General features: G+C 68.5%; 24 protein-coding genes. 14 read left to right on the top strand and 10 right to left on the bottom strand.

The genetic code is table 11. The annotated features are described in order from the left end of the window. Positions 1-54: 54 nt before the first annotated feature. The gene (locus M0G41_RS14495; RefSeq protein WP_248210553.1) at positions 55-2,979 is read right to left on the bottom strand and encodes a TonB-dependent receptor plug domain-containing protein; all 2,925 of its coding nucleotides are present in this window, start codon (positions 2,977-2,979) and stop codon (positions 55-57) included. A gap of 186 nt (positions 2,980-3,165) precedes the next feature. On the opposite strand from M0G41_RS14495, the gene apbC reads away from it, so the two are divergent. The 4 genes from apbC to M0G41_RS14475 all read left to right on the top strand — a co-directional run bounded on the left by apbC (position 3,166) and on the right by M0G41_RS14475 (position 7,432). Beyond that, a complete protein-coding gene (gene apbC, locus M0G41_RS14490) occupies positions 3,166-4,254 on the top strand; it encodes an iron-sulfur cluster carrier protein ApbC (RefSeq protein WP_282452948.1) in 1,089 nt (362 codons plus the stop codon). A gap of 262 nt (positions 4,255-4,516) precedes the next feature. Continuing rightward, the gene (locus M0G41_RS14485; RefSeq protein WP_248210551.1) at positions 4,517-5,851 is read left to right on the top strand and encodes a S8 family peptidase; all 1,335 of its coding nucleotides are present in this window, start codon (positions 4,517-4,519) and stop codon (positions 5,849-5,851) included. 577 nt (positions 5,852-6,428) lie between these two features. Next, positions 6,429-6,998, top strand: a complete 570-nt coding sequence (dcd, locus tag M0G41_RS14480) for a dCTP deaminase (protein WP_248210549.1) — start codon at positions 6,429-6,431, stop codon at positions 6,996-6,998. Next, positions 6,995-7,432, top strand: a complete 438-nt coding sequence (locus tag M0G41_RS14475; RefSeq protein ID WP_248210547.1) for a YcxB family protein — start codon at positions 6,995-6,997, stop codon at positions 7,430-7,432. The genes dcd and M0G41_RS14475 overlap by 4 nt, the downstream gene beginning before the upstream one ends. A 4-nt stretch (positions 7,433-7,436) precedes the next feature. On the opposite strand, the gene pcp is transcribed toward M0G41_RS14475, so the two are convergent. From pcp to M0G41_RS14450, 5 genes are all read right to left on the bottom strand, one after another. Continuing rightward, on the bottom strand, positions 7,437-8,087 hold the full coding sequence (gene pcp / locus M0G41_RS14470; RefSeq protein ID WP_248210546.1) for a pyroglutamyl-peptidase I: 651 nt from the start codon (positions 8,085-8,087) through the stop codon (positions 7,437-7,439). Continuing rightward, complete coding sequence (locus M0G41_RS14465; RefSeq protein WP_248210544.1) at positions 8,084-9,034, bottom strand: DUF979 domain-containing protein; 951 nt, start codon at positions 9,032-9,034, stop codon at positions 8,084-8,086. The genes pcp and M0G41_RS14465 overlap by 4 nt, the downstream gene beginning before the upstream one ends. Positions 9,035-9,178: 144 nt before the next feature. Continuing rightward, positions 9,179-9,883, bottom strand: coding sequence for a DUF969 domain-containing protein (locus M0G41_RS14460; RefSeq protein ID WP_248210542.1), 705 nt, complete (start codon positions 9,881-9,883; stop codon positions 9,179-9,181). Continuing rightward, the gene (locus tag M0G41_RS14455; RefSeq protein WP_248210540.1) at positions 9,880-10,623 is read right to left on the bottom strand and encodes a 5-oxoprolinase subunit PxpA; all 744 of its coding nucleotides are present in this window, start codon (positions 10,621-10,623) and stop codon (positions 9,880-9,882) included. The genes M0G41_RS14460 and M0G41_RS14455 overlap by 4 nt, the downstream gene beginning before the upstream one ends. Continuing rightward, positions 10,620-11,399 (bottom strand): TMEM175 family protein, encoded by a 780-nt coding sequence (locus M0G41_RS14450; protein ID WP_248210539.1) that lies wholly within the window; start codon positions 11,397-11,399, stop codon positions 10,620-10,622. The genes M0G41_RS14455 and M0G41_RS14450 overlap by 4 nt, the downstream gene beginning before the upstream one ends. A gap of 130 nt (positions 11,400-11,529) precedes the next feature. Between M0G41_RS14450 and M0G41_RS14445 the strand changes: the two genes are divergently transcribed. Next, positions 11,530-12,444 (top strand): acyltransferase, encoded by a 915-nt coding sequence (locus M0G41_RS14445; RefSeq protein WP_248210538.1) that lies wholly within the window; start codon positions 11,530-11,532, stop codon positions 12,442-12,444. 430 nt (positions 12,445-12,874) lie between these two features. Here M0G41_RS14445 and M0G41_RS14440 read toward each other — a convergent pair whose 3' ends face one another. Both M0G41_RS14440 and M0G41_RS14435 read right to left on the bottom strand, forming a co-directional pair. Beyond that, positions 12,875-13,369 carry a YaiI/YqxD family protein gene (locus M0G41_RS14440; RefSeq protein ID WP_248210698.1) on the bottom strand — a complete coding sequence of 165 codons (495 nt, stop codon included), beginning with the start codon at positions 13,367-13,369 and terminating at the stop codon, positions 12,875-12,877. After that, entirely contained in the window at positions 13,366-13,875 is a 510-nt protein-coding gene (locus M0G41_RS14435; RefSeq protein ID WP_248210537.1) for a YidB family protein, read from the bottom strand. The genes M0G41_RS14440 and M0G41_RS14435 overlap by 4 nt, the downstream gene beginning before the upstream one ends. Before the next feature lie 93 nt (positions 13,876-13,968). Between M0G41_RS14435 and dbpA the strand changes: the two genes are divergently transcribed. The 8 genes from dbpA (at position 13,969) to M0G41_RS14390 (ending at position 21,377) form a co-directional block, all read left to right on the top strand. Continuing rightward, positions 13,969-15,342, top strand: a complete 1,374-nt coding sequence (dbpA, locus tag M0G41_RS14430) for an ATP-dependent RNA helicase DbpA (protein ID WP_248210536.1) — start codon at positions 13,969-13,971, stop codon at positions 15,340-15,342. Then, positions 15,339-15,917 carry a DUF1415 domain-containing protein gene (locus tag M0G41_RS14425; RefSeq protein ID WP_248210535.1) on the top strand — a complete coding sequence of 193 codons (579 nt, stop codon included), beginning with the start codon at positions 15,339-15,341 and terminating at the stop codon, positions 15,915-15,917. The genes dbpA and M0G41_RS14425 overlap by 4 nt, the downstream gene beginning before the upstream one ends. Before the next feature lie 78 nt (positions 15,918-15,995). Next, positions 15,996-17,258 carry an ergothioneine biosynthesis protein EgtB gene (egtB, locus tag M0G41_RS14420; protein ID WP_248210534.1) on the top strand — a complete coding sequence of 421 codons (1,263 nt, stop codon included), beginning with the start codon at positions 15,996-15,998 and terminating at the stop codon, positions 17,256-17,258. Continuing rightward, positions 17,255-18,217, top strand: a complete 963-nt coding sequence (egtD, locus tag M0G41_RS14415; protein ID WP_248210532.1) for an L-histidine N(alpha)-methyltransferase — start codon at positions 17,255-17,257, stop codon at positions 18,215-18,217. Before egtB ends, egtD begins: the two co-directional genes overlap by 4 nt. A 139-nt stretch (positions 18,218-18,356) precedes the next feature. Then, positions 18,357-19,064, top strand: coding sequence for a BamJ family beta-barrel-assembly machinery protein (bamJ, locus tag M0G41_RS18700; RefSeq protein WP_282452947.1), 708 nt, complete (start codon positions 18,357-18,359; stop codon positions 19,062-19,064). Between the two features lie 95 nt (positions 19,065-19,159). Next, positions 19,160-20,503: a UDP-glucose dehydrogenase family protein gene (locus M0G41_RS14400; protein ID WP_248210530.1), complete on the top strand. Its 1,344-nt coding sequence runs from the start codon at positions 19,160-19,162 to the stop codon at positions 20,501-20,503. After that, entirely contained in the window at positions 20,493-20,726 is a 234-nt protein-coding gene (locus M0G41_RS14395; protein WP_484573330.1) for a SlyX family protein, read from the top strand. Before M0G41_RS14400 ends, M0G41_RS14395 begins: the two co-directional genes overlap by 11 nt. A 45-nt stretch (positions 20,727-20,771) precedes the next feature. After that, entirely contained in the window at positions 20,772-21,377 is a 606-nt protein-coding gene (locus M0G41_RS14390; RefSeq protein WP_248210527.1) for a DUF2058 domain-containing protein, read from the top strand. 508 nt (positions 21,378-21,885) lie between these two features. Here the strand turns inward: M0G41_RS14390 and M0G41_RS14385 are convergent. Then, complete coding sequence (locus M0G41_RS14385) at positions 21,886-23,409, bottom strand: B12-binding domain-containing radical SAM protein (RefSeq protein ID WP_248210525.1); 1,524 nt, start codon at positions 23,407-23,409, stop codon at positions 21,886-21,888. Positions 23,410-23,520: 111 nt separating this feature from the next. Here M0G41_RS14385 and tldD point away from each other — a divergent pair, with 111 nt between their 5' ends. Beyond that, positions 23,521-24,966 (top strand): metalloprotease TldD, encoded by a 1,446-nt coding sequence (gene tldD, locus M0G41_RS14380; protein ID WP_248210523.1) that lies wholly within the window; start codon positions 23,521-23,523, stop codon positions 24,964-24,966. A gap of 119 nt (positions 24,967-25,085) precedes the next feature. Here tldD and yjgA read toward each other — a convergent pair whose 3' ends face one another. Next, positions 25,086-25,628: a ribosome biogenesis factor YjgA gene (yjgA, locus tag M0G41_RS14375; protein WP_248210521.1), complete on the bottom strand. Its 543-nt coding sequence runs from the start codon at positions 25,626-25,628 to the stop codon at positions 25,086-25,088. Positions 25,629-25,631: the final 3 nt, after the last annotated feature.

The following is a 25,631-nucleotide window of genomic DNA, read 5'->3' as shown; positions in this document are numbered from 1 at the left end:
AACGAACGGCCGGGAATTCCCGGCCGTTCGCGGCTTGCGCCAGTTACACCGCTATCAGAAGCGATAGCTGAAGCGGAAGAACGCGCGGCGGCCCAGCCAGTCGTACTGGGTCGCGAACGCCGGCACGTTGCCGTAGCGGCTGGCAACGCCCGAGGACACCACCGGCGGATCAGCGTCGAACACGTTGTTCACGCCGACGACGATGTCCCAGTCGTTCTGGGCGTAGCGCACCGAGGCACCGTGGTACAGGCGCTCGTCGGCGACGATGTCACGCACGGAATCCGGACGACCGAAGTAGCTGGTGACCGGGTTCAGTTCCAGTGCGCGGGTTTCGTCGACGTAGTTCATGAACCAGGTGTAGGTCCAGTCCTGGCGCTGCAGGGCGGCGCGCAGGTTGCCGACCAGCTTCGGACGACCGATGTCGCCGTTGCGGTCGATGCGGTCGAAGCCACTGGCCTGGGCGGAGTCGAACAGCTGCGAGACGTCCTCCATGGTGTAGGTGACCTGGCCTTCCAGCTCGAAGTTGCCGAAGCCGAACTCCTTCTCGTAGCGGAACAGCATGTCGTAACCACGGACCAGCTGCTTGTCGACGTTCAGGTAGGTGCTGCGGACGTTGGTGATCGCGAAGGGCGCGGTCGGGTCGTTCGCCGGGTTGCGGGTGAACAGGTTGCAGAACGCATTCGGGAACACCGGCGAGCCGTAGCAGCCGCCGAGGATCGAGCCCGAGCCGAGCTGGCTGATCTGGTCACGCACCTCGAACTCGAAGTAGTCGATCGACACGCTGACGTCGGCGAAGGTCGGGGTGAACACCAGACCCACGGTCTGCGCGCTCGACGTCTCCGGCGACAGGAAGCCCTGGCCACCGCTGGAGATCACCGTGGCCGACGAGGCGCCGCCCGCGTAGTTCTGCGGGATGCCCTCGGCCGCGCAGTTGGCGCGGATGAACTGGTTGGTGCTCTCGCCCCACTGGATGCAGGGGTCGATGGCCAGCTGCGACACGAAGGCGGTCTGGTCGCCGAGGAACAGCTCGAACAGGCCCGGAGCGCGGTAGGAGGTGCCCTTGGTGCCGCGGATGCGCAGCGAGGGGATCACCTGCCAGGCGAAGCCCGCCTTCCACACTTCGTCGGCGTCGTCGACGGAGTCGTACTGGAAGCCACGCGCCGAGGCGTTGACGGTGAACGACTCGATCGCCGGCAGGCCGGCCAGCAGCGGCACCTCGACCTCGCCGAACAGCTCGGTCACGTGGTCGTCGCCCTTGGTGACCTGGGCCGAGGACTGGCCCCACAGGTCGCCGGCGCGCGACAGGGCGCCCGGCTGGTCGTCGATCGAGAAGCGGCGATGCTCGGCACCGACCGCGGCACCGGCGATGCCGGCGGGCAGTTCGAACAGGTCGCCGGAGAACACTGCGCTGACCACGCTCTGGTCATACACGGTGTTGCCGGTGTCCCACTGGCCGATCTGCGCTTCCAGCTCGTCGATGCCCTGGCCGCTCAGGTAACGCGGCGAGAAGTAATTGAGAACCGGGGCATTGCGGTCGAAGCGGACGTCGCCCGAACGCGAGGCCACGATGCCCAGCGAGCTGTAGTCACCGTCGGAACGCGAGTAGGAGGCGTCGAGGTTCCACACCCAGTACTTGTCACCGCCGAAGGCGCCTTCCAGACCGGTCGCGATGTAGCGGTAGTCGACCTCGATGTTCTGGTTGGAGCGGAACGGCATGACCGGCTGGGCGATACCCGACGGGACCTGGGCCACGAAGCCCGGGCTGCCGGCGTAGCGGAAGGCAGCGATCGGAGAGGTGGCGCCGCCGACGATCGGGAAGAACTGGCGGAAGCGGGCGCTGGAGGTCTCGCGCTTGTTCACCAGCACGGTGGTGTCCCAGCGGATATCGTTGCCGATGGTCAGGTCCGACTTTCCGAAGAAGGTCTGACGCTCCTGGTTGTCGATGACCTGCTGGTCACCGTAGAAGTCGAAGTTCAGCACGTCCTCGTAGAACGCCTGCGGGGCCTGGGCGTAGCTGCGGTTGCCGCGCGGACGGTAGCCCGGGATCAGGCCAACGGTGCTGCCATCCGGGGACGGGATGTAGCGCACGCCGGTGAGGGCGTCGATGACCGTGTTGGCGTACAGGTTGCTGCAGCCGCTCAGGTTGGTGCCGCGGGTGATCGAGCGGTCTTCGCGATCGATGCGGTTGCCCGCCTGGTCAAAGAACAGGTCTTCCGAGCACTCGAAGAAGTCGCGGTCGCCGATGTGCAGCGGACGCTCTTCGTAGACCTCGAAGGCGGCGACGACACTGCCGTTGTCGAAGTTCCAGCCGGTCGCGCCGGAGGCGGTCCAGGCTTCGCCACCCGACTTGAACGGGGCGCGGATGTCGGCGGTGAGGACCGGACGGTCCACGCTGGTGCGGGTGATGATGTTGACCACGCCGGCCACGGCGTCAGAGCCGTAGGTCGACGAGGCGCCGTCCTTCAGGATCTCGTAGCGCTGGACGATGGTGCTCGGGATCACGTTCAGGTCGAAGGCGCCGACCTGGCCGCGGGTACCGGCCGGGCCCGGACGGCGGCCGTCCATCAGGACCAGGGTGCGCGCCGCACCGAGGCCGCGCAGGGACAGGGTCTGCACGCCGGTGCCACCCTCGACCACGAAGCCCGAGAACTGGTTGGTGATCTGGGTCGAGCCGGCTGCCACGCTGCTCTGCTGGAGGACATCGGCGGCCTCGATCTGGCCCAGCTCGACGCTGGTGTCGGCGCTGATGATCTGAACCGGCGAGATGCTTTCGTACTCGAGGCGGCGGACCAGCGAGCCGGTGACCTGCACGCGGTCCAGCATGGCTTCTTCAGCTTGGCCCTGCTCCTCGGCCTGCTCCTGGGTGTCCTCGTCATCCTGCGCGGTCTGCGCGTAGACGTAAGGCGTGAACGATGCGGCGAGCACGGTGCTCAGGGCGACGGCGAGCGGGCGCCGCGCCAGGAGTTGGTCGATCTTCATTGTTGGCGTCTCGTATCGGGTAAACGGGGGTCGCCGCGCGCCGGACATCCGTGCCGGGGCTCTGCGGCTGAACTGAAACATAACAGCGATTTAGCCAATACGAAACACGGGGTAGGGCTCGGCTTGGCTGCGCTGGCGGTGCATCCGCTACGATGAAGCGTTGCCACAATGGTCCGGGTCGAAGCTATGTCATTGAACGAACAGGAAGTTCGCGATGCTGTTGAGGCATTGCATGACCCCCACCTCGACCGCGACCTGCGCCAGACCGAAGTTGTGAAGGGCATCCTCATCGAGGCTGACCGGGTAGTAGTCGAGATCCTCCTTCCCTATCCCGCCGGCGGCTGGGTGGCCAATCTGGAGGCCGCCGCGCGCGCTGCGCTGGCCGAGCGTCTGGCAGGCCGCAGGCTGGAACTGCTGGTTCGCCAGCGGGTCCATGCCCACCAGGTGCAGGAAGGCCTCTCCCCGATGCCCGGGGTCAAGAACATCATCGCCGTGGCTTCGGGCAAGGGCGGGGTGGGCAAGTCGACCACGGCGGTGAACCTGGCGCTTGCGCTGCAGGCCGAGGGCGCGCGGGTCGGCGTGCTGGACGCGGACATCTACGGTCCCAGCATCCCGCAGATGCTGGGGCTTTCGGGCAAGCCGGAGAGCCCGGACGGCAAGACCATCACCCCGAAGCGCAACCACGGGCTGCAGGCCATGTCCATCGGACTGCTGGTGGGCGAAGACACGCCGATGATCTGGCGCGGCCCGATGGTGACCCAGGCCCTGCAGCAGCTGCTCACCGAGACCGCCTGGGACGACCTCGACTATCTGGTCATCGACCTGCCGCCGGGAACCGGTGATATCCAGCTCACCCTGTGCCAGCGGGTGCCGCTCTCGGCGGCGTTGATCGTCACCACGCCGCAGGACATCGCCCTGCTCGACGCGAGGAAGGCGCTGCAGATGTTCAACAAGGTCTCGGTCCCGGTTCTGGGGATCGTCGAGAACATGGCCATCCACGTCTGTTCCAGCTGCGGCCACGCCGAGCACATCTTCGGCAGCGGCGGCGGCGAGCGCATGGCGCAGCAGTACGGTGTACCGCTGCTGGGCTCGCTGCCGCTCGACATCCGCATCCGTGAGCAGGCAGACGGTGGCGCTCCGACCGTTGCCGCCGAGCCCGACTCGGACCTCACCGCTCGCTACCGGGCCATCGCCCGCTGCGCCGCCGCCCGCCTGTCCGAGCAGGGGCGATCACGCGCCTTCGGCATGCCGAAGATCGTCATCCAGAACACTTGAGATGGATGGCGGCCCGGGAGCAGGACGTACGGGTCGGAGCGGTCTTGCGGGGCCTTTGGGCTAGGGTTTTTCCCTAGCATGTCAACCCTGGAAAACTCGCTCTGCATCACATTACCTACCGTTCGTCGGAAACATGACGGTTTTGTTGCGCGGGACTGATCCACACGCCTGAACTCCAGATTAATGTCAGCGCGCCGATCACGTGGCCGGAAGCGCCGGCCCGCAGCGGCACCGTTCCCCTATCCAGGAGCCGCACCGCACCATGCGTCACGCCCTCGTTCCGCTGACCCTCGCCATCTCCGCCGCCCTTGCTGCCTCGGCCGCGCAAGCCGGTGGCCGTTCCGACCTCGTGCTGGCCGCCCTTCAGGCCGGCCGAGCGCATACCGGTGAACTGCTGGTCCAGTTCAAACCTGGCGCGGGCGAAGCCGACCTTCGCGCAGTGACCCAGGGCCTGGGTGCGAGCCGCGCCGCGCTGGTGCGCGATGCCGGCAAGGGGCGCCTCGAACTGCTCCGGCTGCCGGCCGGCCTCGCCATCGCCGATGCGGTGCGCGCCGTATCCGGCGACGCGGCCGTCGAGTTTGCCGAGCCGAACTGGACCTACCAGCATGCGGCGACCTCCAACGACACCTACGTGACCAACGGGTCGCTGTGGGGCATGACCGGCACCTTCGGCTCGCAGGCCGCGAACGCGTGGAGCGAGAACAAGCAGAACTGCTCGGGCGTGCTGGTCGGGGTCATCGACGAGGGCATCTACCACCAGCACGAGGACCTCGCCGCCAACATGTGGGTGAACCCGTTCGACCCCATCGACGGTATCGACAATGACGGCAACGGCTATGTTGACGACGCCCGCGGCTGGGATTTCGACGGCGGCAGCAACGACATCAACTCCGGCGGCGCCAACGATGACCACGGCACCCACGTGGCCGGCACCATCGCCGGCGTCGGCGGCAACGGCAAGGGCGTCGCCGGCGTGTGCTGGAGCGGCGTCAAGATGATCAGCGCCAAGTTCCTTGGACGTCGTGGTGGCTCCACCGCCGCAGCGATCCAGGCGGTCGACTACATCACCGACCTCAAGACGCGTCACGGCCTGAACATCATCGCCACCAACAACTCCTGGGGCGGTGGCGGCTATTCGCAGGCGCTGAAGGACGCCATCGACCGCGCCAACCAGGCCGGCGTGCTGTTCATCGCCGCGGCCGGCAACAGCGCCTACGACAACGATGCGACGGCCAGCTATCCGTCCAACTACGACAGCGCCAACGTCATCGCGGTGGCATCGATCACCTCGACCGGCGGGCTGTCCAGCTTCTCCCAGTGGGGCGCCACCACGGTGGACATCGGCGCGCCGGGCTCGGGCATCTGGTCGACCGTGCCCAAGAGCAGCAAGGGCAAGCTGATCTCCGGCTACGCCAGCTACAACGGCACCTCGATGGCCACCCCGCACGTCACCGGAGCCGCGGCCCTCTACAAGGCGCTGAATCCGACGGCCAGCGCCGCCCAGGTCAAGGCAGCGATCCTCAATACGGCCACACCCACGCCCTCCCTGCAGGGCAAGGTGCTGACCGGCGGGCGACTCGACGTCAGCACCTTCTGATCGATTGCTCGCAACCTGATCGACAGCGGGCCCGGCACGCCGGGCCCGCTGCGTTTCCGGTATCGCATCGGCAGACCTGCCCCGGGGCAAGCGCCGCGGCCGGCCGTCCTCAATGGGCGCAAAGAAGACCTTCCGCAGAACCCGAATGTAGCCAGCTTGCTGGCGATAGGCACCCCGGACAGGGCGATCGCCAGCAAGCTGGCTCCTACACACGCAACGGCGCTGCAAGGTCCGATTTGCGCCGCAAAGCAGGCCTTGCCGCAGTCAAATCGTGGGAGCGCCCTTGGGCGCGACCGCAGCGCTACGCATTCACCGCAGACCGCGGCCAGAGTGGATTGCCGCTGTCGCGCCCAAGGGCGCTCCCACAGTTGGGCTTCGTTGGGCGTCGGCGAAGCGCCATAGGGTGTGCCATGGGCGCACCGATACGGGCGTTCGGACGGTATGTCCGGTGCGGCAAGCCGCATCCTATGAATGTCCGGTTCGCGCCCGAACCTCCCCGCCGCCCGGCCCCCGCCGCGCTGCGGTGGTCGCGGGCGGCGATTTGCCGGAGAATGCGGCCCCCGCTGGAGGACACCCGATGAGCATCAAGAGCGACCGCTGGATCCGCCGCATGGCCGAGCAGGAAGGCATGATCGAGCCGTTCGAGCCCGGCCAGGTCAAGCATGCTGCGGACGGCCACCGGATCGTCTCCTACGGCACCTCGAGCTACGGCTATGACGTGCGCTGCGCGCGCGAGTTCAAGATCTTCACCAACATCAACTCGACCATCGTCGATCCCAAGGCCTTCGACCCCTCGAGCTTTGTCGATGTCGAGTCGGACGTCTGCATCATCCCGCCCAACAGCTTCGCCCTGGCGCGCACCGTCGAGTACTTCCGCATTCCGCGTAGCACCCTGGTCGTGTGCCTTGGCAAGAGCACCTATGCCCGCTGCGGGATCATCGTGAATGTGACCCCGCTGGAGCCGGAATGGGAGGGGCACGTCACCCTCGAGTTCTCCAACACCACGCCGCTGCCGGCCAAGATCTACGCCAATGAGGGTGTCGCGCAGATGCTGTTCTTCGAGTCCGATGAGGTCTGCGACACCAGCTATCGCGATCGCGGTGGCAAGTACCAGGGCCAGACCGGCGTCACCCTGCCGCGCACGTGAGCAGCGGCGGGCCTGCGGGCGGGGCGATCGAACTGGCTCAGCGGATCACGCGCTGGGATTCCCTGGGCATCGCACTGCGCCGCTGGCCGTACAGCTGGGCCGAGCGGCAGTGGGGCTTCGCGCCGGCCTGGTGGCTGCGGGTGATGTCGGTGCCGATGGTGACCTGGCAGGTCCTGCGCAGTCGTGCCGCGTTCCCGATCGAGCAGCAGCTGCGTTTCGATGACGAAGGTGCGGAAGTGCGGAGTGGCTTGGGACAGCGGCGAATGGAATGGCGGCAGTTCAGTGGCTGGATCGAGCTCGGTCCGTGCTGGATGCTGACCGCACCCGGGGTCGACCTGCCGGTGATGCACCGGCAGCTGCCGCGAGCCGAGTCCCAGCGCTTGCGTCAGCTGCTGGACAAGCGGTTGGCCCGGGTCGAGCCGCCCAAGCCCTGATCGCTCAGTGCAGCGCGCCGGCCGATTCGCGGCGCTCTTCACAGCGCAGCGCCACCTCGACCATCCGTTCCAGCGCGGCACTGACCCGCTCCACTGGCAGGCTGGGTGCGCCGGGGTGGCGAGCCGCCTGCGCGGGCGAGTAGGGCACGTGGACGAAGCCGGCGCGCACGCCGGGCCGCCGGCGCAGCGCATGCATCAGGCCGAAGAAGACATGATTGCAGACGAAGGTGCCGGCGCTGTGCGAGATCTCGGCGGGAATGCCGGCCGCAACCAGTTCGGCACGCAGGGCCTTGATCGGCAGCCTGGCGAAATACGCGGCCGGTGCGCCACGGATGACCGGGCAGTCGATCGGCTGGGCACCGGCATTGTCGGGAATGCGTGCGTCATCGACATTGATCGCCACCCGTTCGATGCCGATTGCCGCGCGCCCACCGGCCTGCCCCACCGCCAGCACCAGGGCCGGTCGCCGGCGCAGGGCCCGGCGCAGCGCTCCCAGCGACTCGCCGAAGCAGACCGGCAGGCATAGGGTCTCGATCCGGTGTCCGGCGATCTCCCGGCCCTCATGCGCCTGCACCGCCTCCCATGAGGGATTCACCGCCTCACCGTCGAAAGGCTCGAAACCGGTCAGCAGCACTCTCGGCAGCGAACGGGTCATCGGAAGACGATCAGGTACATCAGGACGATATTGCAGGCCAGCAGCGGGATCGCCGTGCCGATCTGCATGCGGATGACGCCATAGGGATCCTTCAGTTCGAGCAGGGCGGCCGGGATCAGGTTGAAGTTGGCGGCCATGGGCGTCATCAAGGTGCCGCAGTAGCCCGAAAGCATGCCGATCGCGGCCAGCGAGGCGGCATCGGCGCCCTGTCCCTGGACAAGCAGCGGCAGGCCTATGCCCGCGGTCATCACCGGGAAGGCGGCGAAGGCGTTGCCCATGATCATGGTGAACAGCGCCATGCCCAGCGCGTAGGCAAGGACCAGGGCGAACCGGTTGTCCGCCGGTACCACGGCGGTGGCCACACCGGCCACGGCCTCGCCGACGCCGGTGGCGGTGAACACGCTGCCCAGCGTCGCGAGCAGCAGGGGCAGCAGGGCGGCCCAGCCAATGGCATCACACAGACGTCTGGATTCGGCGAGCGCCACCACTGGCGACTGACGCACCAGCAGGCAGGCGGCGCCGATGGCGATCAGGCAGGCGAGGCCAAGCCCGACCAGGGTGGTCTGCTGGGCGCCGAACAGCCGCTGTCCGGCGATCTCGACATCCTTCAGCAGCACCGCAACCAGCACCGTGAACAGCGGCACGATCAGGGCCGGCAGGAACAGCCGGTGCCCGTGGCGCCGGGCTTCCTCCGCAGGATCGCGGTCACGCCGCGCCGGCGTGCCCTGGCCCAGTCCGCCGAAACCTGCGATCAGCGCCAGCACCACCACCAGCAGTCCGACCACCGCGTTCGGCAAGCGCTCGCCGGCCAGGAAGAGCAGGGCCAGCACGCCCCAGAACAACGCATTGGCCTTGGGTCGCGAATGGCTCCGGTCGTGGATCGCGGCCAGCGCCAGCCAGGCGAAGTAGGCGCCGCTTAGCCAGTAGATGAGTTGAAGGTCGATCATTGGGTGAGGGGCTAGGGGCTAGGGGCTAGGGGCTAGGGGCTAGGGGCTAGGGGCTAGGGCTCAGGGCTCAGGGCTCAGGGCTCAGGGCTCAGGGAGTCGGGAGTCGGGAGTCGGCGCCCCATCGCCCGGTCAATGGCGCCGGGCTCACGGCGGCTGGCCCTCGGCCAGGGCCCGGGTGGCGCGTTGAAGGCGGTACTGGAAGCGGTGGATTCGGGCTGCGTGGATGGCGAAGGCGCAGAGCGCGGTGGGGATGCCCCAGAGCGCGATATGCAGCGGCTCCAGCACGATGCCGTTCTCGGCATAGAAGCCCTGCATCAGCAGCACCGCGCCAAAGGCGATGAACACGTCTTCGCCAAAGAACAGGCCGACGTTGTCCGTGGCCGCACAGAGCGCCAGCAGCTTCTGCCGTTCTTCCTCGGACAGCGGGCGCAACTTCGCCCTGGCCGCACCCTCCGCCATCGGCACCAGCAGCGGCCGGACCGTCTGCGGGTGCCCGCCAAGGCTGGTCAGCCCCAGCGTGGCCAGCAGCTGGCGTGCGGCAAGGTAGGTGGTCAGCAGCCGCGCCGGCGTCGCCCCGCGCAGGCGGGCGATCCAGTTTTCGGCGTGCTGCTTGAGCCCATGGCGTTCGAGCAGGGCGATCAGCGGCAGTAGCAGGAGCACCAGGGCCAGATAGCGCTGCTTGATGAAGGCCTCGCCGAGCAGGTCGAGCACCTCGACCAGATGGCGCCCGGCGACCAGGCCGGTGACGATGCCCGCACTGACCACCACCAGGGCTGGATTCTGGCGCAGGACAAATCCGGCGACCACCCAGGCCACGCCGATCAGTGGCCAGTAGTCGATGGGGCTCACGGCGCGGCGACCTCGAATCCGGCTGCTTCGACGGTGGCCCTCAGGGCGCGGGCGAAGTCGATGACGTCCTCGCGATCACCGTGCAGGCAAAGCGTGGCGGCGATGACTCTCACCTCGCTGCCGTCCTCGGCGATCACGGCGCCGCGTTCCAGCAGGTGGCGGACCTGGTCCATGGCTGCTTCCACGGTGTCGATCACCGCGCCGGGTCGGTTTCGCGGGCAGAGCCTGCCGTCGCGGTCGTAGCGGCGCTCGGCGAAGGCTTCTCCGACTATCTGCAGGCCCAGCGCCTGTGCCGCCGCGATGGAGGCCGAGCCGGCAAGGCCCACCAGGCGCAGTCCGGCATCGAGGCGGGCGACCTCCTCGGCGATGATCCGCGCCGTGTGCGGGTCGCGGGCGCTGAGGTTGTACAGCGCGCCATGCGGTTTCACATGGGCGAGCCGGCCGCCCTCGGCTGCGACGATGCTTGCGGCGGCGCCCAACTGGTAGCGCAGCTGGGCGCGCAGGGTGTCGTCGTCGAGCTGCAGCTCGCGGCGGCCGAAATGCTCACGGTCGTCGAAAGCCGGATGGGCGCCGATGGCGACGCCGTGCTCGAGGCAGGCGCGGATCGTCCGCTGCATGGTTGCCGCAGACCCCGCGTGCAGACCGCAGGCGATGCTGGCCGAGCTGATGAAGGGCAGGACCGCAGCGTCGCTGGCGCAGCCCTCGCCGAGGTCGCAGTTGATGTCGATGCGCGGGCTCATCCCGGCGAGAGGCCCAGCCCGCGGCGCAGTGCGGCCTCTTCCTTGCGTCGCCAGCCCTGGAACACGAACTGGCCGAAGAGGAGGCAGTACACCATGCCGGGCGTGCCGTACTGCCAGCCGGGCAGGTCGTACTCGAGCCGCAGCGTAAGCAGGATCGAACAGGCCGCAACCAGCGGCATCAGGGCACCGCCCAGTACCTCACGCGTCGCGAGCAGGCGTTCCAGCGGGTCCAGCCCGATGCGCTCGGCGCAGCGCAGTGCGTGCCAGCGCAGCCCGAGCATCACCGCGCCGACCGATGCGAAGGCGAATCCGTAGAAGTAGAACATCAGCTTCAGGTCGGCGAGGGAGCCGATGGTGAAGTCCGAAGGAAGCCAGCCATCGGTGAGCCAGAACCACATCGAGCTGAACATGAGCTTGAGTGGATAGACGAAGATCAGGATCAGGCAGACCAGCACCATGCTGAGCAGGATCGTCGGACCATCGTCGAGTCCGAAGCGGCGACTCCATTGGTTGTGCTCGTACCAGAAGATGCCGATCAGGATGAAGCTCAGAACGAAGGCCGGCACGCCCTTGAGCGCGGCGATCAGTTCCTCCCGGTTGCCCGGCACCTGGTCGATCGAGATCGCCAGCAGGGTCATGGCGAAGGCGAAGGCAGCGTCGACGAAGGTTTCGGTTCGGGTGATCTGCTGGCCGCGCTCGAAGAAGCCGTCTCGACGGCGCTCCCGCGCGGGAGGCAGGGCAGGGGACGCGGACGCGGCGCGGGCGGCGGTCGACACGGCGGACTCCGGGCTGGACAGGCCCCGATTGTGCCGGATGGGCACGGCGACGTCAGGCCGCCGGGGGCGACGGCGGCGGGCAAACCCGCGACAATGCCGCGATGAGTTCCGTCATCCGCCAACGTCCCGCATGGAAGCCTTGACCCGCCCACTCCGGGTGGCGCTCGCCGCCAGCCTGGTCGGCCTCAATACGATCGTGCACTGCTCGGTCCTGTTCGTCGTTGCCCTGCTCAAGTTCCTGCTGGGATTCGGGCCGATGGGTCGCGCCTGGTCGCGTCTGCTGGTCCTGCTCGCCGAGAGCTGGATCTCCTGCAACAACGTCGTTTTCGCCATGGCCAGCCGAACCCGCTGGGAGGTCCAGGGCCTGGAGGGGCTGTCTTATGAGCGCTCCTATCTGGTCCTGGCCAACCACCAGAGCTGGGTCGACATCCCGGTGCTGCAGAAGGTGTTCAATCGGCGCATCCCGTTCCTGCGCTTCTTCCTCAAGAGCCAGCTGATCTGGGTGCCCTTGCTGGGCCTGGCCTGGTGGGCGCTGGATTTCCCCTTCATGAAGCGCTACAGCCGAGAGCGGCTGGAGCGCTCGCCCGAGCTGCGCGGCACCGACATTGCCGCCACCCGGAAGGCCTGCGCCAAGTTCCGCGACATGCCGGTGTCGGTGATGAACTTTGTCGAAGGCACGCGCTTCACCGATCGCAAGCATGCAAGAGGCGGTGGGGGCTACACACACCTTCTGCGGCCGAAGTCGGGCGGCGTCGCCTTCGTGCTCGACGCCATGGGCGATGCGCTGCACGCCATGCTTGATGTCACCATCCGCTACCCGCTGGGACGGCCCACCCTGGTCGATCTGCTGGCCGGCCGGGTGCGGCGCATCCAGGTGCACGTGCAGGAGCGATCCATCCCGCCCGAGATGCTGGGCGGCGACTATGAGAACGACCCCGAATATCGCGCGCGTTTCCAGGGCTGGATCAATGGCCTGTGGGCGGAGAAGGATGCGCGGCTGGAGGCCCTGTGCCAGGCAGACAAGGGCGCAGACGTCGCGCGCTGAGTCGGGATCGGGGATTCGCAGGTCGGGCGCGAAGAAGACATTCATAGGGTGCGGCTGGCCGCACCGGGCGCACCGACCGAACGCCCGTATCGGTGCGCCAACGCAAACCCTACGGGGCTTCGCTGACGCCCAACGAAGCCCGACTGTGGGAGCCCCTTGGGCGCGACCGCGGCGCCACGGATTCACCTCAGACCGCGGCCAGATCGGAACTCCGCCGTCGCGCCCAAGGGCACTCCCATAGTTTGACTACGGCAGGGCCTGCTTTGCGGCGCCAACCGGACCTGGCAACGCCGTTGCGTGTGTAGAGCCAGCTTGCTGGCGATCGTCCGGTCCGGGGTGCCTATCGCCAGCAAGCTGGCTCCATTCGGGTTATGCGGTACGTCCGCTTCGCGCCCTGACTGACCCTCCGGTTCTGGAGCAGCCGCGTGCGCTAGACCTTGGGCAGCCTTGCCAGCCAGCGGTCGAGCTGGCGGGCGAAGGCCTGGCGGTCGCGCTCTCCAAAGCCTGAAGGTCCGCCGGTATCGATGCCGGCGCCGCGCAGGTCGGACATGAAGTCGCGCAGGGAGAGCTGCTGGCGCACGTTCTCGCGGGTGTAGAGGACGCCGCGGGGGTTGACCGCCGTGGCGCCGCGCTCGACCACCTCGGCAGCAAGCGGGATGTCGGCGGTGACCACCAGGTCGCCGGGTCGGCAGCGGCGGACGATCTCCTGGTCGGCGGCATCCAGGCCCGGCGCCACGCAGAGCGCACGGATGTTGCGTCGGCGCGGGACGCTGATCGGCTGGTTCGCGACCAGGATCAGCGCGATGCCGGTGCGATCTGCAGCGCGGAAGAGGATGTCCTTGACCGGGCGCGGGCAGGCATCGGCATCGACCCAGAGAGTCGGACCCTGCGGCGGCTCCGTGCCGGGGTCGTCCGCTGCGCTCAGCGGCGGCCTCCGCTGAGGATCGACAGGCCCTGCTGCAGCAGGTCTGCATGGTTGCTGGCGAGCTGCCCGCCGGGGCTGAACTGGTTGATCAGCTCAGGCAGCAGGTCGCTGATCGCTCGGGTCGCCTGCTGCGTCGACAGGCCCGCCTGCTGGGCCGCCTGGGCCATGGCCTCAGCGCCGAACACCGACTGCAGCTGCTCGGCGCCCAGCGCAGCATTCGGCGCCGGTGACAACCAGCTCTGCACGAGTCCACCCAGGCCTGCCTCCTCGAAGCGCTTGATCACGCTCTCGAAGCCGCCGCTGCGCTGTACCAGGCCCATCAGGGCGACCATCAGACTGGCGCCCTGGGTCGCGCCACCCCCACCACCGAACTGCCGCAGCATGTCGCCGAAGGGGTTGCCACGGTCGCCAAGGCCGCCGAGCACGCCGCCCAGTCCGCCAAGCGTGCCGTCCTTGCCGCCGGCTGCGCCCAGTCCTGCACCCATCAGGTCGTCCAGCAGTCCCATGGCCTGTCCTCCTCATGTTGGTGGGGACAGCATAACGGTCCCGGCGGGCCGGGGCAGTCGCCAGGAGGCCGGCAAACGCGCGATCATGGGCGCATGGACTCCTTCTCTTCGCTCCCCCTGGCCGACGCGCTTCGGCCGGGACTCGACGCGCTTGGCCTCGCCACGCCGACTCCGATCCAGGCGCAAAGCCTGCCCGCGCTGCTGGCCGGTCGTGACCTGCTGGCCCTGGCGCCCACCGGCAGTGGCAAGACCGTGGCCTTCGCGCTGGCCGCGCTGTCGCGCATCGAACTCGCCACCCAGCGCGCCCAGGCCCTGGTGCTCTGTCCGACCCGCGAGCTGGCCGATCAGGTCGGCAAGCAGATGCGCCGCCTAGCGGTGGGCCTGCCCAATCTCAAGCTGAGCCTGCTCTACGGCGGCACCGCGCTCGGCCCGCAGATCGCCTCGCTGGAGCAGCACGATCCGCACGTCGTCGTCGGCACACCGGGCCGCATCCAGGAGCTGATGCGCAAGAAGCATCTGCATCTTGGCGGCGTGCGCACGGTGGTGCTCGACGAAGCCGACCGCATGCTGGACATGGGATTCCTCGCCGCGATCGAGGAGATCCTCCGCAAGCTGCCCGCGCAGCGCCAGTCGATCCTGCTCTCGGCGACGCTGCCCGAGGCGATCCGCCAACTGGCCGGCGGGCTGCTCCGTGATCCGCTCGAAGTGCGCATCGAGGGGGCGGACAGCGCGCCGCGGATCGAGGAGCGTTTCTACGAATGCGCCCATGCGGCCAAGCCGCAGGCCGTGCTCGGACTGCTCCAGCAGGCGGCACCCGAGGCCTGCGTGGTGTTCTGCAACACCCGCCAGGACGTCGACAGCGTGGCCGGCCACCTGCGCCAGCAGGGCGTGGATGCCCTGGCCTTGCACGGCGACATGGAGCAGCGTGACCGCGAGGAAGTGCTGGTGCGCTTTGGCAACCGCAGCCTGCGCGTGCTGGTGGCCAGCGACGTAGCCGCCCGCGGCATCGACATCGATGGCCTCGATCTGGTGGTCAACTACGAGCTGCCCACCGATGCCGACGCCTACCGGCACCGCATCGGCCGCACCGCGCGTGCCGGTCGCGAGGGGCGCGCCTTCAGCCTGGTCAGTCCGCGCGAAATGCCGCGCGCGCTGGCGCTGGAAAAGCTTGCCGGCGCCGCGCTGGACTGGGGCCGGCTGGGCGGCGCCGCGCGTCCGGGGACCACCCTGGCAGCAGCCATGCGCTGCCTGCGCATCGATGCCGGCAAGACCGACAAGCTGCGCCCGGGGGACATCCTCGGCGCCCTGACCGGCGAGGCCGGGCTGCCGGCCGACAGCGTCGGCCGCATCGACCTGTTCCCGACCCGTGCCTATGTCGCCGTACGCCGGCAGCAGGCGGCGCAGGCGCTGCAGCGCCTGCAGACCGGTACCATCAAGGGCCGCAAGCGCAGGGTGAGGCAGCTGTGAGCCTTGAAGGACCGGACATCGACGACGCCGCGGTGATCGCCGCCACCCGCCACTGGCTGGAGCGCGCCGTGATCGGGCTGAACCTCTGCCCGTTCGCCCGTGCGCCCTACGTGCAGCAGCGGGTCCGCTTCCGGGTCAGCCACGCCACCGACGACGAGGAACTGCTGGCCGACCTCGAGGACGAACTGCGCGCCCTGCACGCGGTTTCGGCCGAGCAGTGCGAGACCGTGCTGCTGATCCACCCCTGGGCGATGCTCGACTTCGCCGACTTCAACGAGTTCCTCAATGCCGCCGATGGCTGCGTCGAGCAGCTGGGCTACGAGGGTGAGCTGCAGGTGGCCAGCTTCCACCCCGACTACCAGTTCGAGGGCACCGGCCCGGCGGACATCGAGAACTACACCAATCGTTCGCCTTTCCCGACGCTCCACCTGCTGCGCGAGGAGAGCATCGAACGTGTCATCGAGGCGATCGACGACCCCGACGAGATCTACCGACGCAACATCTCGCTACTGCAGCGCATGGGCCTTGAAGGCTGGACGCGGCACATGGCGGCGGCCGAGCCCGACGATCGCTGAATCCGCTGCCCTGGCGCGCTTGTGCTGGTCACCGCCGTGGCCTAAGGTCGGGCGGAGTCGACAGGCAGGGAGGCGGGCATGGTCGCGCAGATTGCACGGGCCGCGCCCAGGCAGGCGATAGCGGCGCGGTTCCGCCAGGTACGCGAGCGCAGCGTGGCCCTCGTCGCGGGGCTGTCCGCCGAGGACTGCTGCGTGCAGTCGATGGAGTCGGCCAGCCCGCTGAAGTGGCATCTCGGACACACCAGCTGGTTCTTCGAGACCTTCATCCTCGCCCGGCATGTCGAAGGCTTCCGGCCCTGGCGCGAAGGCTGGGACTATCTGTTCAATTCCTATTACCAGACCGTCGGGCCGATGCATGCGCGGCCACGGCGCGGCCTGCTGACGCGGCCCTCGCTGGACGAGGTGCTGGCCTACCGCCGCGCCATCGATGAGCAGGTCGAGGCGCTGATCGAGGATGCCGAGGCCGGGCCGGTCATCAGCCCCCTGGTCGAGCTGGGTGTTCAGCACGAGCAGCAGCATCAGGAGCTGATGCTGACCGATCTGCTGCACCTGCTGTCCTGCAATCCGCTGGCGCCCGCCTACCGCGAACTGCCTGCAGCGGGGCAGGGTGATGCGCCGCCGCTGCGCTGGGTCGATCATCCCGGCGGCATCGAGCGCTGCGGTGCCGAGGAAGGTGGCTTCGCCTTCGACAACGAGCGGCCCCGGCATCGCAGCCTGATCGCCCGTCATGCCCTGGCAAGTCGGCTGGTCAGCTGCGGCGAGTATCGCGATTTCATCCGCGATGGCGGCTACGAACGGCCGGAGCTGTGGCTGTCCGACGGCTGGGCGGCGGTACAGCGCGAAGGCTGGTTCGCGCCGATGTACTGGCAGCGCGACCTCGAGTCGGCGTTCGGGCTTGGCGGCCTGCGCGCCATCGAGCCGGCCGCCCCGGTCTGCCATGTCAGCTACTTCGAGGCCGACGCCTTCGCCCGCTGGGCCGGCGCGCGGCTGCCCACCGAGTTCGAGTGGGAGAGTGCGGCCGCCAAGCAGCCGGTGCAGGGCAATCTCGCCGATGACGGCGCCCTCAGACCGCTGCCCGCGAAGGGCAGCGGCGAGATCGAACAGCTCTTCGGCGACTGCTGGGAGTGGACCGCCAGCGCCTATCTTGGCTATCCGGGCTTCCGCCCCCTGGCGGGCTCGCTTGGCGAATACAACGGCAAGTTCATGAGCGGGCAGTTCGTGCTGCGCGGCGGTTCGCTGGCCACGCCTGCCGACCACATCCGGTGCAGCTACCGGAACTTCTTCTACCCGGGTGACCGCTGGCAGTTCATGGGCATCCGTCTTGCGAGGGATCCCGAATGAGCCAGGCCGTCCGCGTTCTCGACCTGCAGCCCGAAGCCTCCGACATCCGCCGCGATGTGCTCGAGGGGCTGGCGCGCACGCCCAAGCAGCTGCCCTCCAAGTATTTCTATGACGCCCGTGGCTCGGAGCTGTTCGAGGCCATCTGCGAGCAGCCCGAGTACTACCTGACCCGGACCGAGCTGGCCATCCTCGACACCCACATGGACGGTATCGCCCGGGCACTCGGTGAGCGCGTGCTGCTGCTGGAGTTCGGCAGCGGCAGCGGGATCAAGACCCGCAAGCTGCTGGCGGGGCTGGTCGATCCGGTCGGCTACGTGCCCATCGATATCTCGATCTCGGCCCTTACAGACAGCGCCATCGCCCTCCGCCAGGCGTTCCCTCGGCTGTGTGTGCTGCCGGTCTGCGCCGACTTCACCCAGCCGCTGCAGTTGCCCACTCCGCAGCGTTCCGCCGAGCGCAAGGTGATGTTCTTTCCGGGCAGCACGCTCGGCAACTTCGCCCCGGCCGATGCCCTGTCCCTGCTGCGCCGGATCCGCGCCCTGGTTGGCGAGGGCGGCGGCCTGCTGCTCGGGGTCGACATGAAGAAGGATGTCGCCAGGCTGGAAGCGGCCTATAACGACGCCGCCGGGGTCACTGCGGCGTTCACGCTCAACCTGCTCGAGCGGCTGAATCGCGAACTGGACGCCGACTTCGACCTGTCGGCCTTCCGCCACCGAGCCCGCTATAACCCCATGGCGGGTCGGATCGAGACCCATCTGGTCTCGCAGCGCCCCCAGGTCGTGCAGATCGCAGGCTCTCGATTCTCCTTCGATGAGGGAGAGGCGATGCTGGTCGAGTACAGCGCCAAGTACGACCAGGACGACATCGACCGCCTCGCACGGCAGACGGGTTTCGCGGTCGAGCAGCGCTTCTCCGATCCGGCGGGCGACTTCAGCCTGCAGTGCCTGCGGGCCATCTAGTCGAGGCGGAAATTTCCGGGAACCTTCCCGTCCCGCGCCTGTCCAAGGGCCTCAACGCGTTGCGCGTGCCCCCCGCTGGCCACACAATACGCCGCCTTCTGCCCGGGCCAATCGGGCCTCATTCCTGCTGGAGTATTCGATGAATTCCCTGTTCCGTCCGACCCTGCTCGCCCTTGCCACCGCCGCTGCGCTCACCGCTGCCGGCTTCGCCTCCGCCGAGAACAAGCTGCAGAGCGACAAGGAGAAGCTGAGCTACGTGGTCGGCACGCAGATCGGCGGCTCGCTCCAGCAGATCAAGGACGAGGTTGAGCTCGACCTGGTCATCGAAGCCCTGCGCGAGTCGCTGGACGGCAAGGAGCCGCGCCTGACCCAGGAGCAGGCCATGGAGGTCCAGCGCGCCTTCGCCGAGAAGATGCAGGCCAAGCAGGCCGCGAAGATGCAGGAGCTGGCCACCACCAACAAGGCCGAGGGTGAAGCTTTCCTGGCCAAGAACAAGTCGGCCGCCGGCGTGAAGACCACCGAATCCGGCCTGCAGTACCAGGTCATCAAGGAAGGTGACGGCCCGAAGCCGGCCGCCACCGACACCGTCAAGGTCCACTACGTCGGCACCCTGCTCGACGGCACCAAGTTCGACAGCTCGATCGACCGCGGCCAGCCGGCGCAGTTCGCCCTGAATGCGGTGATCCCGGGCTGGACCGAGGCCCTGCAGCTGATGCCGGTGGGCTCCAAGTACACCCTGTGGATTCCGGCCGAGCTGGGCTACGGCGATCGCGGCACCCCGGGGCCGATCGGCCCGAACGCGACCCTGAAGTTCGAGGTCGAGCTGCTGGAAATCGTCAAGCAGTAATCGGTAGCGGTTCCACAACGGCCGGCCCTGCGCCGGCCGTTGTCTTTTCCGCCGGCTAGACTCGGGCGATTTGATCGCGTCCGTCAGGGGGTTACATGCGCGTCAGTATCTTCGGTACCGGCTACGTCGGCCTGGTCACCGGCACCTGCCTTGCCGAAGTTGGCAACCACGTGCTGTGCATCGATATCGACCAGGCCAAGGTCGACGGCCTGCGCCGCGGGGTGATCCCGATCTACGAGCCAGGCCTCGAGCCAATGGTGAAGGCCAACACCGCCGCCGGGCGGCTCAGCTTCAGCACCGAGGCCGCCGAAGCCCTGGGCCACGCCGATATCGTCTTCATTGCCGTCGGCACCCCGCCCGATGAGGACGGCAGCGCCGACCTCCGCCACGTGCTGGCGGTGGCGCGGAGTATCGGCGAGCACATGCAGCGCCCGACCCTGGTGGTCGACAAGTCAACCGTGCCGGTCGGCACCGCGGACCGCGTACGTGCCGTGATCGCGGGTGAGCTGCAGCGGCGCGGAGTCGATATCGACTTCGACGTGGTCAGCAATCCCGAGTTCCTCAAGGAAGGCGATGCGGTCAAGGACTGCATGCGCCCCGACCGCATCATCATCGGCGCCGAAAGCGAGGACGCCGTCGAGCGCATGCGCGGCCTGTATGCGCCGTTCAACCGCAATCACGAGCGACTGGTGGTCATGGACACCCGCTCGGCCGAGCTGACCAAGTACGCAGCGAACGCCATGCTGGCGACCAAGATCAGCTTCATGAACGAGATCGCCAATATCGCTGAACGCGTCGGCGCCGACGTCGAGATGGTCCGCCAGGGCATCGGCTCCGACCCCCGGATCGGTTACTCGTTCATCTACCCGGGTGCCGGCTATGGCGGCTCCTGCTTTCCCAAGGACGTCCAGGCGCTGGAGCGCACGGCACGGCAGATCGGCTACGAGGCGCGCCTGCTCTCGGCGGTGGAGGCGGTGAACGACGACCAGAAGCGGCATCTGTTCGCACTGATCTCGCGGCACTTCGACGGCCAGCTGCGCGGCCGCTGCATTGCCCTCTGGGGCCTTGCCTTCAAGCCCAACACCGACGACATGCGCGAGGCGCCCAGCCGCACCCTGCTCGAGCAGCTCTGGGCAGCAGGCGCCCGCGTGCAGGTCTTCGACCCCGAAGCCATGGACGAGGCCAGGCGCCTGTTCGGCGAGCGCGCGGACCTTCGCTATTGCGAGTCGAGCGGACAGGCACTCGAGGGCGCCGACGCCCTGGTCGTGGTGACGGAGTGGAAGGCCTTCTGGAGCCCCGACTTCGACGCCCTGGCCGCAGCGCTGGGCGGAAAAGTGGTCTTCGACGGCCGCAACATCTACGATCCCGACCAGGTGGAGTCCGCGGGCCTGGCCTACTACGGCATCGGCCGCGGCCGCAGCGTCGCGCGTGGAGGCTGAGCAGGCGATGGGCGAGGGGCTGGAACAACGTGTGGTCGACCTGGAGGTGCGTGTCGCCTTCCAGGAGCAGGCCCTGAACGAGCTCAGCGATGCGCTGGCCGCCTCGCGCGAGGAGCAGACGCGCAGCGCGCGCCGGCTTGAGGCGGCGCTGGCCGACCTCAAGGCGCTGCGCGGTACGCTCTATGCCGATCCGAGTACCGAGCCACCGCCTCCCCACTACTGACACCCAGTCACGCCCATCGGGCGCGCTCCATCCGGGCAACACGACATGAGCAACTCCCTTCGCGACCAGCTTCTCGGGCTTGGCTTCAAGGCCCCGCCCAAGCCCGAACGCGCCCCGCGCCCGAAGCCGGGGGCTTCCGGTGCGGGCAAACCGGGTGGCGGGCCCGGCGGCAAGCAGGGCCGGCCGGGCAAGCCCGGCAAACCGCCGCGCAAGCCGCGCCCCGAAGGCGACATCGACCTGGCCAAGGCCTACGCCATTCGCGCCCAGCGCGAGAAGGACGAGCGCATCGCCGCCGAGCAGGCCAGGCAGGAGGCCGCCCGCAAGCGCCGTGAGGCGCGCGCCGCGCTCTCCACCTTCCTTGCCGGCAAGGCCCTGAACGACAAGGACGCCGAGATCGCCCGCCACTTCGAGTACGGCGGCAAGATCAAGCGAATCTACGTCAACGCCGAGCAGCTCAAGGCCCTGAATGCGGGGGAACTCGGTGTGGTGCAGGACAACGGCCGCTACCTGCTGGTCAGCGCCGAACACCTGGCCGAAGCCGAACGCATCTTCGCCGAGGCCGTTGCCCTCAAGGTCGACCCCAACGCCCCGGCCGCGGACGACCCCTACGCTGACCCGAAGTACCAGATCCCCGACGATCTGGTCTGGTGACGCGGCGCGCCTTGCGGGCGCAAACTTCGCATTCGCCCCGGTCCAGCAGCTGTGGGAGTGCCCCTGGGCGCGACCGCGGAGACGCGCTCTGGCCTCGGTCTGTGGTGAATCCGATACGCTGCGGTCGCGCCCAAGGACGCTCCCACAGTCGGGCTTCGATGCAGGCTGGAGATTCGGGAGAAGGCGCCGGGATGCGGATTCGATTGAACGGCACAAAGCGGACATTCGCCACCGCCCCCGATCGGGCGGGCTCTTCGTAGGAGCGGACATGGCCGCGACCGCGGAGATTCGCTCTGGCCGCGGTCTGTGGTGAATACGCCGCGCCGCGGTCGCGCCCAAGGACGCTCCCACAGTCGGGCTTCGTTGGGCGTCGGCGAAGCCGCATAGGGTGTGCCTTGGCGCACCGATACGGGCGTTCGGACGGTATGCAGGGTGCGGCCAGCCGCACCCTATGAATGTCCGCTTCGCTTGCGGAGCCGCCCTTCGGTCTCCGTACCCGACAAGCCGCCTAGGCGCCGGCCGCCAGGTGCCTGGCCTGGCGCTTCGGCAGCGCGCCGTCGCGGCGGCGCTTGGGGGTCGGCAGGGCCAGGTCCTCGGGGTCGAAGGCCAGCCGCGCGCGGCCGCCGCCGCCGTGGTAGTCGGCGCTGAGCGCGGGGCCGGCGTCGATGCCGCGGCTCGCCAGGTGCTCGTGGATCAGGTGCACGAGGCGCTCCTGGGCGAAGGCATGGGTCTTGCTCGTGGCTTCGAACAGCCAGTCTGAAAAGGCCAGGAAGTTCGCGAAGGGCGCATCTCCCAGCAGCAGGGGCAGGGTGCGCCCGTAGCGACCGGAATTGGCCACCAGGTCCCAGTAGCGGGCGAATCGGGTCAGCCGCTGGAAGGTGGCGAAATCGATGGCGTCGGTGGCCAGCACGTTGTAGGGCGGGTCCGGCGAGAAGCGCAGGCCGAAGGCCTTGGTATGCCGCGCGATCGGCGCGCCGCGCAGGCGCTTGAGGATGCCGAACTGGATCTCCTGCGGGCCGAGCGCGACCAGCTTGTCGAAGCCGCGGGCGAACTGGTCCACGCTCTCGCCGGGCAGGCCGGCGATCAGGTCGACGTGCAGGTGGGCGCTGGTGTGCTCCCGCAGCCAGCGCAGGTTGGCCTCGGCGGCATCGTTCTTCTGCCGCCGCGAGATCCGCGCCTGCACCTCGGGGTCGAAGCTCTGGATGCCGATCTCGAACTGCAGGCTGCCGGGCGGGAAGCGCACGATCATGGCCTTCAGTCGTTCGGGCAGGTGATCCGGCACCAGCTCGAAGTGGGCGAACACCGGGTCGTCCGGGGCCGCCTCCAGCTTGTCGAGGAAGAACTGCAGGATGGCCAGCGAGGTGTCGACCTTGAGGTTGAAGGTGCGGTCGACGAACTTGAACTGCCGCGCGCCGCGTTGGTAGAGCGTTTCCAGTTCGGCCATGAAGCGGTCGAGGGCGAACGGCCAGGCGGTGCGGTCGAGGGCCGAGAGGCAGAACTCGCACTTGAACGGGCAGCCGCGCGAGGCCTCGACATACAGGTAGCGACGGGCGATGTCCTCGTCGCCATACAGCCGGTAGGGCAGGGCCAGCTCATCGAGCGGCGGCTGGCGCCCCGGAATCACCTTCTGTGCCGGCCGCTCGCCGGCCAGCAGCTGGCGGCACAGCTCGGCAAAGCTCACATCCCCCCAGCCGGTAATCACGTGGTCGGCCAGCGCGCAGATCGGCTGCTGGTCGGTCTCGTGGCTGACCTCGGGACCGCCCAGCACGATCAGCAGGTCGGGGCGCAGCACGCGCAGCTGGGCGACCAGGCGGCGGGTCTCCTCGACGTTCCAGATGTAGACGCCGAAGCCGACGATCCGCGGCGATTCAGCAAGGATCGCCTCGGCGAGGTCCTCGGTCTTCTGGCCGATGACGAACTCGCGAAGCACCGCCTCCGGCTGCAGCTCGCCAAGGTTGGCCAGCAGGTAGCGCAGCCCCAGCGAGGCGTGGGCGTAGCGGGCATTGAGGGTGGACAGGACGATATTCGGCATCCGCCCATTATCGCTGCCGAGGGCCGCGGCGCCCGCGTTCTGCGCAGGATCACGCTTGATCTGCCAAGATTCGCGCCCAATTGGGACCTTGTAGTCCGCAAAGAGAAGCGTGTGAGCGAATCCATCCTTGACCTGGCGCAGCAGCGCCTGCTCGCCCCCGGCGAGCTGTCCTCCGAGGCCCTCGGCCCCGTGCTCGGGCGCCTGATGGCCCCCGGCGTCGATTTCGCCGACCTGTATTTCCAGCATTCGCGCACCGAGAGCTGGTCGATGGAGGACGGCATCGTGAAGTCCGGCGCCCACTCGATCGAGCAGGGCGTGGGTGCCCGCGCGATCAGCGGCGAGAAGACCGGCTTTGCCTACAGCGACGAGATCCGTCTGCCGGCCCTGCTCGAAGCCGCCGGTGCGGCCCGGGCGATCGCACGCAGCGGCGGTGACGGCAGCGTGCCTCCGGTGCGCGGCCGGCCGGCTCAGGCCCTGTACCCGGCCATCGATCCGATCGATACCCTGGGCAGCGAGGCCAAGGTCCGCCTGCTGCGCGAGATCGACGCCTACGTGCGCGACCAGGAACCCCTGGTCCGCCAGGTGATGCTGAGCGTTGCCGGCGTGCTCGACACCATGGTGGTGGTGCGCTCGGACGGCGTGGTTGCCGGCGATGTGCGCCCGCTGGTCCGGTTCAATGTCAGCGTCATCCTCGAGCGCAATGGCCGCCGCGAGCAGGGCTATGCCGGCGGCGGCGGACGCTTCGGTTTCGACGAGCTGCTCGCCGGCAACCGATTGAAGGCGCTGGCCGACGAGGCCCTGCGGCAGGCGCGGGTCAATCTCGACGCCATCGACGCGCCGGCCGGCAGCATGCCCGTCGTGCTCGGCCCCGGCTGGCCCGGCGTGCTGCTGCACGAAGCCGTTGGCCACGGCCTGGAAGGTGATTTCAACCGCAAGGGCACCTCGACCTATGCCGGGCGCATGGGCGAGAAGGTGGCCTCGGAGCTGTGCACCATCGTCGACGACGGCACCCTGCCGGGTCGGCGCGGTTCACTGAGCGTGGACGACGAGGGCAATCCGACCTCGCGCACCGTCCTGATCGAGAAGGGCCGCCTGGTCGGCTACATGCAGGACAGCCTCAACGCCAGGCTGATGGGCGTTGCGCCGACCGGCAACGGTCGCCGCGAGAGCTTCGCCCACCTGCCCATGCCGCGCATGACCAATACCTACATGCTGGCCGGCGAGAGTGACCCCGCCGACATCATCCGCAGCGTCAAGCGCGGCCTGTACGCGCCGAACTTCGGCGGCGGCCAGGTCGACATCACCTCGGGCAAGTTCGTGTTCTCGGCGACCGAGGCCTACCTGATCGAGGACGGCAGGATCACCGCCCCGGTCAAGGGCGCCACCCTGATCGGCAACGGTCCCGAGGTGATGAACCGGGTGTCCATGGTCGGCAATGACCTGCAGCTGGATGCCGGCGTCGGCATCTGCGGCAAGGACGGCCAGAGCGTGCCGGTCGGCGTCGGCCAGCCGACCCTGAAGATCGACGCGCTGACCGTAGGCGGGGCGCGGGCGTGAGGGCTTTTGAGCCGGGATCCGGTACCGGGGATTCGACCGCCTCGCGGCCACGGCTGCCCTGCAGTCGTTCGGGTCTGGCAGGCGCGGCCGCGCGGCTCGCCCGCGCGCACCGGGAAGGCTCAGTCCGCCGTTTCCCCGGCTCCCGGCTCCTCGAACGCCCGCTTCAGCTCCTGGAAGATCTCGCGGAAGGCCTTGGGCGGCTTGTTCTGCAGATGCTCTTCATGCGCCGCGCGGACCAGCTGGCGCAGGTGGTGGCGGTCAAGGTCGGGATGCAGGTCGGCCAGCTCGCCGAGCGCCGCGTCGCCGTCCTTGAGCAACCGCTCGCGCCAGTGTTCGATGCGGTGCAGCTGCGCCGTTTCACGGCGCGCTTCACTGCGGTCATGGCCCAGCTGCGAGCGGAGCTGGTCGAGCAGTTCGTCGTCCTCGCGCCGCATCAGCTTGGCCAGGTAGTGCAGCTGCCGCTTGCGCGCGATATGCGCGCTGATCCTCCGGGTCTCCGCGACCGCATCGGCGATCGGGTCGGGCAGGGGCAGCTTGGCCAGCTGCTGCGGGGGTAGCGCAACCAACTGTTCAGCAAGGCCGAGCACGGCCTCGGCGTCCCGCTTCCGCTGGCTGCGGCTGGGGGAGAGGAAATCACCGGAATCAGGATCACGTCCGCGCATGGC

The sequence above is a fragment of the Pseudomarimonas salicorniae genome, from assembly GCF_023156535.1.
Classification (GTDB): domain Bacteria; phylum Pseudomonadota; class Gammaproteobacteria; order Xanthomonadales; family Xanthomonadaceae; genus Pseudomarimonas; species Pseudomarimonas salicorniae.
The sequence above is the reverse complement of the archived record's forward strand: the minus strand, read 5'-3'. Positions and strand labels throughout refer to the sequence as shown.